Raw genomic sequence first — 14,039 nt, 5'->3', positions numbered from 1 at the left:
CACCATGACCCTGCTGTCCACCGGCGACCACACCTTCACCGGCCGCAGCATCGCCCTGGCCGAGGAACTCGCCCAACGCGCCGCCCTGGCCGCCCGCAACGCCCGCCAATACACCCAGCGCGTCACCCTCGCCCACGACCTGCAGGCCGGCTTGCTCCTGCCCGAGCTACCGCAAGTGCCCGGCGCCGACATCGCCACCTACTACCACCCCGCCGGCGAAGGCCTCGACGTCGGCGGCGACTTCTACGACGTCTTCCCCCTGGACGACGGCCAGTGGGCGTTCCTGCTCGGCGATGTCTGCGGCCGCGGCGCGCTGGCCGCCACCACCACCGCCCTGGTCCGCCACACCGCCCGCGCCGTCGCCCCCCTCCTGCCCGGCCCCGAAGCCGTCGTCAACGCCATCAACCGGGCCCTGATCAACCGGCCCGCAGGCCACGGCACCGGCTTCGTCACCCTCGTCTACGGCCAGCTCAACCCCACCACCCACGGCCTGGACATCGAACTGGTGCGCGCCGGCCACAACCCGCCCCTGCACCTCGACACCGACCACACCGACCACCCGCTCGACTCCCCCGGGCTCCTGCTGGGCATCACCACCGAACCCCGCGTGACGACGCACCACCTTCGTCTGCGCCCGCACGAAAGCCTGCTGCTCTACACCGACGGCATCACCGAAGCCCGCGACACCCACGGGCAGCAGTTCGGCGAAGAACGCCTCGCCCAAGCCCTGACGGGCACACCGCACCAGCCCGGCGCGCACGACATCATCGACGTCCTGACCCGGGCCGTGCGCACCTTCACCGGCGGCCACGACATCGACGACGACCAGGCCCTCCTCGTGCTGACCGCCACCCCGCCATCCCCACCCCCGGCAGCCCCGCCGACAGACGGCCTCGCCCACAGTCATGCGAGCGCCGTCGCCGATCTCGGCGCGCCGGTCCTCGGTCGGCCGACGCCTGCAGCGCCGTTCCCACATCGCCCTGATAGCGCTCGACCCTCGGCGGTGAAGTGACCCGCAGTCGCGGCCCTGGCCGCGGCGACGTCCGCGGCAGTGGCGCTCCGGGCAGTGAGCTCCTTCTCGGTAGCCGGTAGCCGGTGGCCATGAGCCGGACCAATCAGCGGAGGGGAAGGGCGATCAGTAGGGTCCCCCTTCCCTGCGGGAGTTCCGCCAAGCAGGCGATTCGCGCTCCCCGCGCCACCGCCGGGAGCGACGGCTCGGCGCGCGGGGCGTGCGCACCGAACAATCACGGGTGCCGACGCCGTAGACATGCCGGCGGCCCTGGTCAGGCGTTGGCGCGGCGTCCTGCGGGATCAGGACCGCGCCAGTCCAGACACATCACGGTGGCGTCGTCCTGAAGCTGGCCCTTGCAGGCGTCGGCAACCGCGGCGACCAGCGCGCGCACGACCTCGCGCGGATGCTCGGTAGCGGTGTCCTGCAGAAGGCCGAGCAGGTCGACGGATGCCGCGCGGCGTTCCTGCATGCCGTCGGTGTAGAGCACGAGCCGGTCACCGGAGCGCAGGTCGAGGGCCTCCGCCTGGTACGGGCCGCGCCCGGTGACGCCGAAGGGCAAGTTGGCGTGCAGGGGCACTTCCTCGGCCTTGCCCTCGCGCAGCCGCAGCGGCCACAGGTGGCCGGCGTTGACGACCTGGGCTCCACTGCCGTCCAGAGCGATCCTCAACAGCTGACCGGTGGCCAGGGTCCGCCGCTCGTGGTCGAGGAGGGATTGGTGGGTGTGGCGGGCCTGCTCGGCCAGACCCGCTCCGGCGCGGCGAGCGCCGCGCGAGGCGTTGACCAACAAAGTGGCCATCAGAGCAGCGTTGATGTCGTGGCCCATGGCGTCCGTCAGGGACACGTGCAAGGTCTCGCGGTCCAGCGCGTAGTCGTACGTGTCGCCGGCGACGCTCGCGGCCGGAACCAGCGCACAGGCCAGCGTGAACTGGGGGGCCTCGCAGCAGGGGGCGGTGGGCAACAACTGGCGCTGAATCTCCGCGGCCAGACCCACCGGGGCCGTGCGCTGGCGCCAATGATAGAGATCGGTGAAGCGGCGATCGGTGACCACAATGTACGCCAGTGCGTGCGCCACCTCCTCCACCCCCTCCAGCACGTCTGCCGTGACCTGGGGAAGGGACAACTCCAAGAACCCGATGGCGTCGCCGCGATTGGTGACCGGCGCGATCACCCGGTGCCCCTGCTCGCCGTGCGGCGCCTGGACCAGCTTCTGGGTGCGCAGGACGTCCTCGTACAGGCTGCCGTCGAGCGAGATGTGCTCGGCGTTGCGCCCCTGCTGCGGGGTCGCCTCCTCGGTAACCCGCATCACGCGCTGGCCCACGAGGTCAAGAAACAGGAACGACACGGACTGCGCCCCGAACCGGTCGCGCAGATTGCGCGCCACCACATCAAGGGAGTCCACCGGTGCGGCCGACTCCGCCGCCGCCAGCACCTCAGCCAGTCCGATCCGATCCCGCGCCACGTCAGCCTCCCAGAAGTTACGGGCTCGCCTTCCCGCCCACACCGCAAAAATCCCAGCTGCGCTCATGCTTCGTCGGTCTGCGGCCGGAAGCCGGGTCCTGGCCGTCGGCGCGCTTGCGCGATCCGTGGAGGGACGGGCCAGGACGCCATCGACGCGCTGATGCGGGTGGCTGAGGTATCACGCTGACCACCCCTACTACCGGGGACGTCAGCCCAGCATTGCGGCGAACCCCGTAGCGCCGGCCCAGGTCCGCCCCCCTTGTTGGCCGGTTCCGCTCGGGGGCACGCCCGGCGCCTGGTCGCACTCGGCAGTACCCCGCTGGCCCAACCCATGAGACCGGACAGACCCACCCCGGCCCCGCTTGCCGCCCTCCCCCAAGGACTCACCACGCGTACGCGTTCGCACTGGTCGGCGCAGGGCCTGGCCTGGGCCTGGATGATCTCCACGGAACCGAGCGGATCGCCGACCTGCCCCGGCAAGCTGCCTTTCGTCGTCTGGGTGCTCGCCGCCGGCACGTTCCCGAGGGGCACCATCGAGTTCGTCATCGTCCACCCGGGTCCCGGCGGGGCACGGGGAGGCGGCGGGCGGTCCGGTCGGACCCCGCGCCGCCGAACAAGACGTCGTCGTATCGGGCAGGAGCGGCCTCTCCCTTCGCGCGTCGCTATCAATTCGCGCGGGTGCGCGTCGTACTGCTCGTCCGTGATGTGCACCAAACCAGGTGGCCTCGGGCCGGTCGTCGTCGGGGGCGGCGCCGTCCCACAGGGCCAGGTGCTGTAGGAAGCGGGCCTCGGTCGCCCGTGCCGGTGCTCGTCGCCCGGGGGCAGGTCACCGTCTCGCCGGGTGGGCTCGAAGACTGCGGCCCGCAAGCCAGCCTCTCTGACGGGGTTGGTGCCCACTACGCTGTGCAGTTCGATCGGGTGGAACAGCGGGGGTGCGTGGCGTGAGCGGTGGTTACGGCAGGGGCGGGCACGGGGATCCGGCGGGCGGCCCGGGCGGTCAGCCGCCGGCGGGATGGCCCGGCCAGGGTCCCCCGGGATCCCCTTACGCCCCGCCGCGAGGGCACCCGCACGCGCCGCCGGTCCCGCCGCAGGGGTATCCGTACGGGCCGCCCCATCCGCCAATTCCAACGCCGCGCGTCGAGCCGTCACGGACGCAAAAGATCCTGCGCGGCCTTCGCAATCCGCTGTACGCCGCCCAACGCACGTTCCGTCCCTCGCGTCACGGAACCGTGGACGATCCGATGGTCCGCAGGCTTCAGCTGTGGCGCACCGCGCTGGGGCTCGTCGCCTGGCTGGGTCTGATGGTCACCTACAACGCTGTCGTCAGCGCCGACGATGCCAAGGCCCTGGCGGACGAACGCCTCAATCAGAGCTGGTCGAGCGTACTGGTGCTGGTCTGCACGTTCCCCGTGGTGGTCGGCGCTTTCGCAGCCGCCGCACTGCCCCGACTGCGGCGCCTGTACCTGCGGCGAGCCCTGCGCTCGCTCGGCGCGGTGGTGGCCATCATGGCGTCCATGGGCACCTCGGCGCTCGCGTTCGCGCCGGAGTTGGCGGGATTCCGGGACATCATCGGACTACCGGGAAAGATCGCCCTCGGGGCGCTGTGCCTGTGGTCGGTGGTCTTCGCCCTCTACGGCATCGGCCTGTCGCTGGTACACGTCTTTCGCACCGCCGACATCCACGATGTGGTGCCGCCGATCCTCGCCGGCGTCCTGGTGTGGGAAATGGCACTGCTGGACATGATCACGGGCGCCTACCCCCAGGTCCCCGCGGGCGCCAGAGCCGCGTTCGTCTTGGGCGCCCCCCTCACGGTCACGGCTCTGTCCTGGTGGGAGATGCGCCGACTGCGCCGCCACCACGGACTGACCGTCCGCGCCGCGCTGGGGCGCTGACATCAGCCCGGTCCTGCTACCCCCGCCGCTCAGCGCCCTGCGCGTCCCAGCCCGTGTGGCTGTGGTGGTCCGGGACCGGTGCCCGCCCCGAGGACGTTGTTCGGTGCTGGCAGGCGTTCCTGCGAGGGTTCGACGTGGAGCCACACCTTCCGCTTCCTCAAGCAGACGCTCGGTTGGACCCGACACAAGCTCCGGGATTCCGGCGCGGCCGACCGCTGGACCTGGCTCGTCCTGGCCGCACACGCGCAACTCCGCCTCGCCCGCACCCTCACACGGGATCTGCGCCGACCCTGGAAGCAGCCAGCGGAACCGAACTGACTCACCCCTGCCCGCGTGCGCCGGGGGTTCAGAAACCTGCACGCGAAGACGGGCGCGCCAGCCGGTGCACCGAAACCCACACGACCGGGCCCCGGCCGCCCGCCGGGCTCAAAGAAGCGGCGGCCCGCCACCCGCTTCGACGTCTGGCGGGCCCTCGCCACCGGCGGGTCTTACGCCCGACCCGCACACCACAAGAAGGGGACGATGCCCCGGCGAACTGGATGAACAGTAAGAACGGCAGACTTGGGCCCATGGACTCAGGACTCGCCGCACTGCTGGGCGCCGCTGTCGGTTCGGCCACCACCCTCGGGGCCGCGATCGTCAACGGCCGTGCTCAGGCCCGGTCCCAACACGCCCAATGGAGCCGCCAGCATCGCCGCGACGCATACGCCGGCTACCTCGGCGCTCTCCATGACCGCGACATCGCCATGGACGCTGTGCTCGACGCGCTGCGTTCAGACCAACCCGATCTGCCCGACATCGACGAGAAGATTGGCCGCTTCATCACCTTGGCCCGCGAGGTCCACCGTGCCTGCGAAGTCGTCATCCTCGAAGGGCCTGCGCCCCTCGTGGAAGTGGCGGAACGCGTTACCAACGCGTCCGCGGACCTCTCACACGCCATGCGACGGATGGCCGAGAACGCCCACGCGGGAAACGCCACCCACAAGGCCGAAGACACTGCCCTTGCCGCCGAACGCGAGCGGACCCTCTACCTGGCCGTCAAGGACTTCCGCCTCGCGGCCCGCAGCACTATCGGCAAACCCAACTGACCCAGGAACTCCGAGCCCTGGCCGCCAGATCGTTGGGAGATTGAGGCGTCGTTCAGCCTGAAACGTTGAACGACAGGCTTGGGGGAAGAGTCGCTCAAGGCGCGCAGCGGACAGCAGGCCGGGAGGTTTTGATGGGGACGATCCTCAAGGGCATGAGCCGCGTGCGGTGGCACGAGCTGACACATGCCTACGGAGCCGCACAGGACGTTCCGGGCCGGCTGTCGAGGGTGGCGTGGGGCGACGCCAGGACAAGTACTGAGGCGCTGAGTGACCTCGGGCTGTGGCTCGGTGAGCTGGCGGTCTTCGATGCGACCGTCGCGGCGGTTCCGTTCCTGTGGGATCTTGCCGTGACGGCCACTGTCATCAGCCGGCCCGGAGTGATGGAACTGCTCCAAGCCATCCTCGAACACGGCAGTCCTCCACGGCTCGACGTCCAGCACGCGGCCCACCAAGCAGTGCTCAGCGGCAAGGGCTTGGTGAGTGTACTGATCGGTGACGAGGATCCCGCAGTACAGGCGGCCGCTCGAGACCTGGCGGCAGCGATCGACAGCCACACCTGCGAGGTTTGCCGTCCAAAATGACGGCCACCAGCAAGCACGCGGCCCCTCACCCCAAAGGCGCGACGACCGTCCCAGGACAAGCACCCGGCGGTACGGCATCCCCGCGCCGGGGGGTGAGCAGTCCGCCTGGCGGCGAACACCTTGTGCGCGGAAGCCACTGTGGGTTTTTTGAACATGTTCAATGTACTCTGGCACTGGTTGACGAGACCCGCACCCGGGCGAACCGCGCGGGGGCCTGGGAGGGGACGGCACATGGAACGACACGTAGGGCGCTCGGCGTTGTTCGCGGTGGCAGCGATAGCGGCGATGGCCATGACGGCGTCGTGCGACCTGGCGCCGAGCCTCTACGCGGTAGCGATTTCCGCCGGTCAACTGGAAGGACGCTGGGCCAGCGAGGCGGGCGCCTCCCTGACCTTCCACAGCGATCACACCTTCACCAGTGACCGATTCACCTTGCCCGCCGCATCGGGCTGCGGCGGTTCGTCGGAGCCGGGGGCCGGCCGTTGGGCCTTCTACGCCAACCCCCGGGCCGGCGAGGCCGGCCCTCCTGACGAGGACGTCACGCGGGGCGCGGTCCTGTCGCTGTCGTTCGGCACCGGCACCTGCTGGGTGACGGCCTACCTCTTCGGTGATGCCGACGATCCGGACATGTGCCCCACCGACGACGTGGATCTCGGCTGCCCCTCCGACGGATACCTCCACCGCACCGGGGCCGCAGGACGCTCCTCCTGAACGGGAACTGCACCACGGGCGGAGCGCCCGTCGCGGTCAGCCCGGACCAGTTGGGTGCTGAGGGCCTTTCCCCATGGCCAGGTTGTTAACGTTTTCGCAGGTCACGCAAGGGGATCTGGTGACCGTGTCGTGGCGGCGCACAGGCCGGATCCGCGCGTGTGGACAAGTCCGCTGGCGGCCCGACGGTTCCATTTCTGCACATGGTCTCCAAGTTAATGTCGCCCAAGTGAGCCGCGATGCCTCGGGGTTGCCAGCGGCGAGTGGGGTGCCGGGCGCTCCGCCACTGGACGCCGACTGGACCACCGCGGGTTTCCGCGCCGCCCGAGGCGCGTGAACGTCATCCAGCGACGTCCACGGCCTGGGCCCGGAGGTCCGAAACCGGAGGAGGCGCGGAAACGCGTGCCGGTGATCGAGCCGGGGTCAGCGGACGCTGGTGACCCGGTGCTCCGTCAGGGACGCACAGTTGGAGTTCTCCACCGACACGTACACGTTGGTGATGAAACCGCCCCAGCTCACGCAGTGGCCCTTGCCGTAGACACGACTGGGTCCCGCGTACGACATGAAGCTGCCGGCGTCCTCGGCCCACGCCTGGGTGTCGGGGACGTTGATGTACGCGGACATCTTCTTGGCGGTGCCCGGGTTGGTGCGGATGGTCGCGACGCAGTTCTTGCCGTTCGCCGAGTTGTACGTGAGGTAGACGGTGCCCAGCGACGCGATGGGCGCCGAGTTCACGGTCTTGTAGCCACTGCCGCAGACCCCCTGCGGCGTGACGTTGGGCACGGCCTGGGCAGCGGCGCCGAACGCAGCCGTGGCACCCACCACCAGGGAGGTCAACGCCCCTGCGACCGCGGCACTACGTATGTATCCCATGATTTCCCCCATGTAATCTTGCGGGCTGTTTGCTCACACTTGGGAGACTTCCGCAGGACAGGAATGGTTGTACGCGAGCGCGCAGTCGCGAGGAAATTTCTCAGTACAGCCGGATCGCCACACCGGCTTCGCGAACTGGGACAGGCCCACCTCGTCGAGCACGCCGGCGAGGGCTCCCTGCTGACCGGGCAGGGCAGGACCCCAGTCGATCGTCTCGCCCAACTCGTCGCGTGGGCCGCTGACCGGCGGCCCAGTGCGGCGGACCAGCTGCCTCCGCCGGGGACTCGTGCCCTTGCTCGATCGTCATCTCCCTCACTTGGCGTCCCCATGATCAATCCGCCGCTCATGCCGCACATCAGCGTCATGGTTGGCAGGTGCCTTCACCACGGGCCGCGCGGTCGGCAGCCCGGTCACTTGGGGATGGTTGCGGCGACACTGTCGAGGGTGGCGTCGGTGACGAGACCGGTGTCCTCCAGAACCTCCATGTGGTCCTGGACGGTGTTGTTGGTCTGCGTGGCCAGGCGTCGTAGCAGGGTGTTCTTGGTCGCGGCCCGGACCTCAGCGATGGTGATGAAGATCTTGCCGTGGGACGCTCGGAGCAGGTCCACGAAGAGCTGGTCGAAGGCTGGACCGCGAGCGTTCTCCAACTGGGTCACCCAGCCCTGCTGTTCGGCGGTGGCCTGGTCGGGGATCGGCACGTTGAGAGCAGCTGAGTCCTCGCGAGCCAATTGATCGAGTTTGCTGTGCCCTTCGAGCAGATGCATACCCGCCCGCTTGATGGCCTCACTCGACGCGTGCGTCTGGGCGAGCCGTCCCGCCGGCATCTCCCACAGTCCGGCTTGCCGGACCTTGGTGAGGAACGTTCTGTCCAGGTCGGTCACCGTGCCGGTGTTACCGGCCCGAGCAGCGGTTCGATTGGCCCCTACTGCCGGTAGGTGTGCGGAAACTGGCTCGTCAGCGGAGCTGTTCTTCTGCGAGAGCAACGCGGAGACGGCGGCGATGACCGCCACGAAAGCGATGGCCACGGCTATCAGGCGGCCACGACGCGATGCGAGCCTTGGATTCCGGGCGTGAGATTTCATCATGCCTCCTGAAGTGCGCAACGTTTGGTCGAGCGGACGCTGTTACGCCTTGTCCTGCGGGGCATGAGCAACGCTAACTCTTGCATTGAGCAAACGAACGGTTTGAGCGATGATGCTCAAAGGCGTCACCAACACACCCACCGTCGCGTACCCTCCCGCGCTCGCGCGCCCGGCGGCCGTCCAGAGTCACCGCCGAGGCGGCGTGGCGGCGGCGGTCGACTTCGCCCCCGCTGCCTGCTCCCCGTTCGGCTATCCGCGCTGTAACCCTCACCGTGATGGCGGTCCTGTTCCTGACGGTGGACAGGGCCACCGCGCCCTTGGCTCCGCGCGCCGAAGAAGGGCGCGTCGATACCCCTGCCACATCGGACGCGGCCGGCGCTCGTACCCGGGATCGAGACAGACGCCCGTAGGCAAGCTCGAACCGCTCCCCGGACGATGCTCCGGCCTCGCGATGCCGGCGAAGGTGGCCAAAGGAACGGCACCGCGGCACACGGAGGGTAAAAAGGGCGCATGAGCCAGAACGCGCAGCCCCTGCCGGACACGGATGACGTCGATGCGGTGACCCGCGCGGTCCTGACCGCCTCACGCGTACTGGTGGCCATCTCCGCACGCTCGCTGGCCGCGACGGAGGACGCGGTCACCTTGCCGCAGTTCCGACTTCTGGTGGTGCTCTCCACGCGAGGCGCCACCAAGCTGGTCGTCCTCGCCAAGCAGTTGGGCGTCAATGCATCGACCGCGATGCGCATGATCGACCGCCTGATCGCCGCGGGGCTCGCCTCCCGCCGGGTCAATCCCGGAAACCGGCGGGAGAACCTCCTGCAACTCACCGCGGCCGGCCGCCGCATCGTCGACGAGGTCACCGCCCGGCGCCGCGACGAGATCGCTGCCATCGTCGCCCGCGTCACCCCCGACCAACGGCAGGCTCTCGTCGACGCCCTGACCGCTTTCGCCGACGCGGGAGGCGAGCCCGCCGCCCCCTCCGGAACGGACCTGTACCCACTGGGTTGGCCGGAGCCCGCCACCACCTGATGCGGCAGGGCGTCTTCAGGTGCTGTACCCCTGGCGGGGTGGCGGGTCGGCGGCCGAGCACCATCAGGCCCCTGCTGGGGTCGATGAAGACGGCGGGCCAGACTCAACCCGGGCGGTCACCAGGCGACCGGGCGCCCTCACGAGCTCTCGACCCGGCCGACCGTCCTACCGGACGTCCGGCCGTCCGACACCGTGGACCAGATCAACCGGACCCAATGTCGTCTCATGGCGCTCAGGTTCCGGACGGACGTCACGGTGGTCCAAGCGGGTGCTGCGTCGCTTTTCCTAAACTTCGATGACAGAGGGAACACCCGGTCTTTTCCTGTCTGGACGGAGACACACGAATGACGAGAAACTCGTGAGCCAAGAGAATTTCAGCCCTGCGGCCGGCATGGCAGGTATCAGCGCCGACATGGACGTTCCCCACAGCGTGATCGGCAGGGTGCGGATCGGGCGAGCCCAGGCCGCCGAATCCAGCTGACCGTTTGCCACCGGGTCACCTCCGTGTCCGTCAGCACCAGCAACGCGCATACCAGCAGGGGCACGTGGCAGGCCTCCGTCCGGACAGCCGTGTTCCGTTGGCGCCCGCTCGCTGCTGATCCGCCGGTTCCACGCCTTCTGGGCGCCGAGCCCGGACCCGGCTGAGCGGCCCATGGGGCCGACGCAAAGACAACACCCTGACTTTTAGATGCCTTTAGTACGCAAGCACAATCCGCTCCTTGATCGTCGGGGAGCTGATTTTCTCAAATCCGGTAGTCGGAAAAGACTGCCGTGGAAAGCGGAAACATGATGAGCAAGAGTCCTTATGACTATGTCGTGGTGGGAGCGGGGACGGCGGGATGCGTGATTGCCTCCCGGCTCTCGGAACGCCCCGGCGTGCGGGTGTTGCTGCTGGAGACCGGGGCCCGGGACGCAACCGAGACGATGGCATCTCCCTGGGGATTCCTGGGGTTTGACCCCTCATCCCTCTGGCTGGGCACCACGACCGTGCAGGCCGGAACCACCAGGGCCGCTGACGTGCTGCGCGGCAAGGCGCTCGGCGGATCGTCGAGCATCAACGGCCTCTACCACCTGCGAGGGCACCGCTCCGGTTACGACGAATGGCCCGGCCTCGGTGCTCCGGGCTGGGGTTTCGACGATCTGCTGCCGTACTTCCGCCGCAGCGAAAGCGCTCACAGCCGTAATGCCTCCGTGCGCGGCACGGACGGGCCGGTCGTGGTCGCGCCCGTCCCGGAACCTCATCCTCTGGCCAGGGCGGGCGTCAACGCCGCGGTGGAGGCCGGGTTCGCCCGCGCCGATGACGTCGGCAGCGGGCTGGAAACCGGGTTCGGGTGGAGTGACATGAATCTGCCCGGTGGCGCCCGCCAGAGCGCGGCCGACGCCTACATCCGTCCGTTCCTGGACCGGCCGAACCTGGACGTCGTCACGGAGGCGACCGTGCAGCGGCTGCGCGTCACCGCGGGCCGCTGCACCGGCGTCGAGTACACCATCGGCGGCGAGCACCTGTCCGTCGACAGCGCCGAGGTGGTACTGACCGCGGGAGCCGTCGGTTCCGCACATCTCCTGTTGCTGTCCGGGATCGGCCCCGCACGGCACCTTGCGGAACACAGCATCGATGTCGTCGCTGACCTGCCGGGTGTGGGCTCCCATCTGCAGGACCATCCGATGGCGGGCGTGGTGTACGAGGCCATCCAGCCCGTACCGTTCCTTCCTGCCAACCCGCCGGCCGAAGTGATGGGCCTGCTGTACAGCGACCCCGCCGCGGGCCGGCCGGACCTTCAGGTCTACGTCGTCGCCGCACCGCTCCCGTCGGCATGGGGCCAGCCACCGGCCAACGGCTACTCCATCGTGTTCTCCGCGATGGCTCCGCACAGCAGCGGCACCGTGGGTCTGGCGGACGCCGATCCCGGCAGCGCTCCCGTCGTCGACCCCGGCTACTTGAGCGACGACCGTGACCTGGAGACCATGCGAAAGGGCCTGGCCCTGGCACGCCGCATCGGGGAGGCCGACGCGTTCGCCGACTGGCGCAAGCAAGAAACGGTGCCGGGCTCCGGGACGAGCGGCGAATCCGTGGACGACTTCATCCGCAAGGCCACTGGCCCCTACTTCCACTACACCGGCACCTGCCGCATGGGAACCGACACCGATGCCGTCGTCGACCCTGCGAACCTGCGCGTGCACGGTATAGCCGGACTGCGGGTCGCCGATGCCTCGGTGATGCCGTCCATCCCCTCGGCCAACACCAACGCGACCGTCTACGCCATCGCCGAGCGGGCCGCCGAACTGATCGACTGAGCCTTCGTCAGGGCTCGCGGCGCTTCCACGACGCGCTCATCCCGACGCCTGGCCCGCCGGCCGCTGGTCGGAGCCTTCGACCAGCGGCCGGGCATCCTGCGTGCCGCCCTCAGGAACGCTCTGCAGCGCGCCCTGCTGGAGAGTAGGTGACCATCCGCAGGCGACATCCGCGGAACTGTGGTCGTGCCTTTGCTCACGCGCTGTCGGCCGGCCTGTGTTCTGGCAGGTGCCTGTCCGGCGGGAGCGAGGCCGCTCCGCTCGAGCGGGCGTACTCGGTGGGGGTCTGACCGTAGTGCTTCTTGAAGGTCCGGGTGAAGTGGCTGCTGTCCGCGAACTGCCAGTGGGCGGCGAGTTCCGAGATACTCAGGCGACCTGACGGCGCGGTGAGGGCGAGCCGGGCCTCGTGCAGTCGCCGGTGGCGGATGTAGGTGGCCACCTGCTCCCCCACCGCGGCGAATGCCCGGTGCAGCGTGCGGACGGAGATGTTGAGTTCACGCGCCAGCATCGCAGGAGAGAGTTCGGGATCAGCGAGCCGGCGGTCCGCGAGGTCCTTGGCGGCTCGGGTGAGCGCGGGAGCCAGTCGGGGTTCCACGTCGTCGAACCGGCCCTTCGTCACCGCCTTGGCCAGCTCGATCAGGGCGCCGTGGGCAGCTTCCATACCGGCCGGGCCGAGGTCGGCCACAGTTGCGTGGAGCATGTCCGTGAGGGCTGCCAGCAGGCGAATCTCGGCCGTGTCCGACGGCCCGGTGACAACCCGGTTCCCGAGCAGGGGCTTGAGTTCGCCGGGAGGCAGAACGAAGAACTTCGCCGTGAGGTGCGCCGTCGTCTCGAAGGCCGTCAGGCTCCCGACGTGCCGGACGAGGAACTGCCCGGCCGACACGGTCTGCTCGCCGGATCCGGGCGGGCCGGCCAGAGTCCATGCGCCGCGCTGCACTACGTACATTCCCACCAGGTCCTGATCGCCGCCCGGGGCGTCCGCGGTCCGGGTTGCCGACGCGGCGTGGAGATCGGCGATCGCCGCGCCGTGCACCTTGGTCACGTGGCCCTTGACCCGGAAGTCCCCGATGGTGTCCGGGCTGAAGGCGGGCAGTTGGAAGACATCGTCGCCGATCTGCGTCTCCCACCCGCGCCGGAAGGCGTCGAGTCCCCGCGGTGCGGCGCCCGGGGCGGTCGAGTCCACTGCGAACGCCCCACGCGCGCCGTCGACCTCCGCTCCAATACTGTGCATCACTCCCCGATCCCTTCACCTTCACTGCTTCAACGCCCCGCTGCGGTGCTGCTGTTCCGTACGGATGTCGCCGTGGCCCATGCGGGCGCCGCGCCCATCTTCCTACAGTCGGCTCGCAGGGCAGCGGTCGAGGGACAGAGCTGATGCGTGCTGATGTGGCAAGGTGAGCTGATCGCCTGCGTGCGCGCCGCCGGTGGTCGGTTCGCCCATTTCAGCACCCAATGACGCGACCCCTGATCATCAACGTTTCTGACGCCTTCGGTCACGAACAGGGGTCGCGTTCGCGTGCACCAGGGAACAAGCAACCCGCCGGTGGCCTTGGCGGCTCAGGCATTCGCGGCCGTGGCGACTCGTTCATCATGTTCGCGCGGCATGCGCAGGACGGTGGCGCGCTTGACCGCAGCGGACAGCCCCAGCCCCCATGCGCGGATCGCAGAAGGGGACGGTCCAGTCGTCGCCTCAGTGTCCGTCGCGGGCCACCGCTAACCCGCCGACCCGGGTCGTGATGCCCGTCGGGCCGAAGCGAGCACGCTGGCCGGTCGACCGAGGGTGTCACCCTGCTCCACCTCGATCGCGACCGTCTGCGCCCCTGTCATGTCGAGCAGGTGGGCGGCCAGGCAGCCGGTGCTGTTGGCGTTGGCGACGTCCTCGTCGACACCGATCGCCGGCGCGAACATCCGCGCCGCACCCGGTCGGTCGCCCACCGGCGGTAGGAACACGAAACAGCCGAGGAGCCCGTACCGCCGGCACGCCGCTTTCAGCCTGCCGAGGTGTGGGTGGACTCGGAGCAACG

12 protein-coding genes and 1 pseudogene are annotated in these 14,039 nt (G+C 69.4%); 8 read left to right on the top strand and 5 right to left on the bottom strand.

Translation table 11 applies throughout. The features are described from left to right. The coding region (locus O3X23_RS41325; protein ID WP_269279632.1) for a PP2C family protein-serine/threonine phosphatase at positions 1-1,012 on the top strand (1,012 nt) is incomplete at its 5' end. Positions 1,013-1,283: 271 nt separating this feature from the next. Here O3X23_RS41325 and O3X23_RS41320 read toward each other — a convergent pair. Beyond that, positions 1,284-2,471, bottom strand: coding sequence for a PP2C family protein-serine/threonine phosphatase (locus O3X23_RS41320; RefSeq protein ID WP_269279628.1), 1,188 nt, complete (start codon positions 2,469-2,471; stop codon positions 1,284-1,286). A gap of 1,240 nt (positions 2,472-3,711) precedes the next feature. On the opposite strand from O3X23_RS41320, the gene O3X23_RS41315 reads away from it, so the two are divergent. The 5 genes and pseudogenes from O3X23_RS41315 to O3X23_RS41295 all read left to right on the top strand — a co-directional run bounded on the left by O3X23_RS41315 (position 3,712) and on the right by O3X23_RS41295 (position 6,742). Next, on the top strand, positions 3,712-4,362 hold the full coding sequence (locus O3X23_RS41315; protein ID WP_269279624.1) for a hypothetical protein: 651 nt from the start codon (positions 3,712-3,714) through the stop codon (positions 4,360-4,362). A gap of 47 nt (positions 4,363-4,409) precedes the next feature. Then, a pseudogene (locus O3X23_RS41310) lies at positions 4,410-4,905 on the top strand (NF041680 family putative transposase); the annotation flags it as partial. 26 nt (positions 4,906-4,931) lie between these two features. Next, positions 4,932-5,450: a proline dehydrogenase gene (locus O3X23_RS41305; RefSeq protein WP_269279620.1), complete on the top strand. Its 519-nt coding sequence runs from the start codon at positions 4,932-4,934 to the stop codon at positions 5,448-5,450. A gap of 131 nt (positions 5,451-5,581) precedes the next feature. Beyond that, a complete protein-coding gene (locus O3X23_RS41300; protein ID WP_269279618.1) occupies positions 5,582-6,031 on the top strand; it encodes a hypothetical protein in 450 nt (149 codons plus the stop codon). A 231-nt stretch (positions 6,032-6,262) separates the two neighbouring features. Next, positions 6,263-6,742 (top strand): hypothetical protein, encoded by a 480-nt coding sequence (locus tag O3X23_RS41295; protein ID WP_269279615.1) that lies wholly within the window; start codon positions 6,263-6,265, stop codon positions 6,740-6,742. Positions 6,743-7,162: 420 nt separating this feature from the next. Here O3X23_RS41295 and O3X23_RS41290 read toward each other — a convergent pair whose 3' ends face one another. Both O3X23_RS41290 and O3X23_RS41285 read right to left on the bottom strand, forming a co-directional pair. Beyond that, entirely contained in the window at positions 7,163-7,612 is a 450-nt protein-coding gene (locus O3X23_RS41290; RefSeq protein ID WP_269279612.1) for a spore-associated protein, read from the bottom strand. Positions 7,613-8,022: 410 nt separating this feature from the next. Continuing rightward, positions 8,023-8,493: a DUF4142 domain-containing protein gene (locus tag O3X23_RS41285; protein WP_269279609.1), complete on the bottom strand. Its 471-nt coding sequence runs from the start codon at positions 8,491-8,493 to the stop codon at positions 8,023-8,025. 711 nt (positions 8,494-9,204) lie between these two features. Between O3X23_RS41285 and O3X23_RS41280 the strand changes: the two genes are divergently transcribed. After that, entirely contained in the window at positions 9,205-9,723 is a 519-nt protein-coding gene (locus O3X23_RS41280; RefSeq protein WP_269279606.1) for a MarR family winged helix-turn-helix transcriptional regulator, read from the top strand. Positions 9,724-10,509: 786 nt separating this feature from the next. Then, positions 10,510-12,018 (top strand): GMC family oxidoreductase, encoded by a 1,509-nt coding sequence (locus O3X23_RS41275; RefSeq protein WP_269279603.1) that lies wholly within the window; start codon positions 10,510-10,512, stop codon positions 12,016-12,018. Positions 12,019-12,211: 193 nt separating this feature from the next. Here O3X23_RS41275 and O3X23_RS41270 read toward each other — a convergent pair whose 3' ends face one another. Beyond that, positions 12,212-13,246 (bottom strand): helix-turn-helix domain-containing protein, encoded by a 1,035-nt coding sequence (locus O3X23_RS41270; RefSeq protein WP_269279600.1) that lies wholly within the window; start codon positions 13,244-13,246, stop codon positions 12,212-12,214. 482 nt (positions 13,247-13,728) lie between these two features. After that, positions 13,729-14,037, bottom strand: a complete 309-nt coding sequence (locus O3X23_RS41265; protein WP_269279597.1) for a PhzF family phenazine biosynthesis protein — start codon at positions 14,035-14,037, stop codon at positions 13,729-13,731. Positions 14,038-14,039 lie beyond the last annotated feature (2 nt).

Origin of the sequence: Streptomyces sp. H39-S7 (assembly GCF_027158205.1) — a bacterium.
Taxonomy (GTDB): Bacteria; Actinomycetota; Actinomycetes; order Streptomycetales; family Streptomycetaceae; genus Actinacidiphila.
Note: the sequence above shows the minus strand (reverse complement) of the source record. Positions and strands in the feature narration are given on the sequence as shown.

Bases quoted from the DNA above. Each gene is read 5' to 3' on its own strand.
- O3X23_RS41315 (WP_269279624.1), top strand. From the start codon at position 3,712: ATGGTCCGCAGGCTTCAGCTGTGGCGCACCGCGCTGGGGCTCGTCGCC.
- O3X23_RS41305 (WP_269279620.1), top strand. From the start codon at position 4,932: ATGGACTCAGGACTCGCCGCACTGCTGGGCGCCGCTGTCGGTTCGGCC.
- O3X23_RS41300 (WP_269279618.1), top strand. From the start codon at position 5,582: ATGGGGACGATCCTCAAGGGCATGAGCCGCGTGCGGTGGCACGAGCTG.
- O3X23_RS41295 (WP_269279615.1), top strand. From the start codon at position 6,263: ATGGAACGACACGTAGGGCGCTCGGCGTTGTTCGCGGTGGCAGCGATA.
- O3X23_RS41290 (WP_269279612.1), bottom strand. From the start codon at position 7,612: ATGGGATACATACGTAGTGCCGCGGTCGCAGGGGCGTTGACCTCCCTG.
- O3X23_RS41280 (WP_269279606.1), top strand. From the start codon at position 9,205: ATGAGCCAGAACGCGCAGCCCCTGCCGGACACGGATGACGTCGATGCG.
- O3X23_RS41275 (WP_269279603.1), top strand. From the start codon at position 10,510: ATGATGAGCAAGAGTCCTTATGACTATGTCGTGGTGGGAGCGGGGACG.
- O3X23_RS41270 (WP_269279600.1), bottom strand. From the start codon at position 13,246: ATGCACAGTATTGGAGCGGAGGTCGACGGCGCGCGTGGGGCGTTCGCA.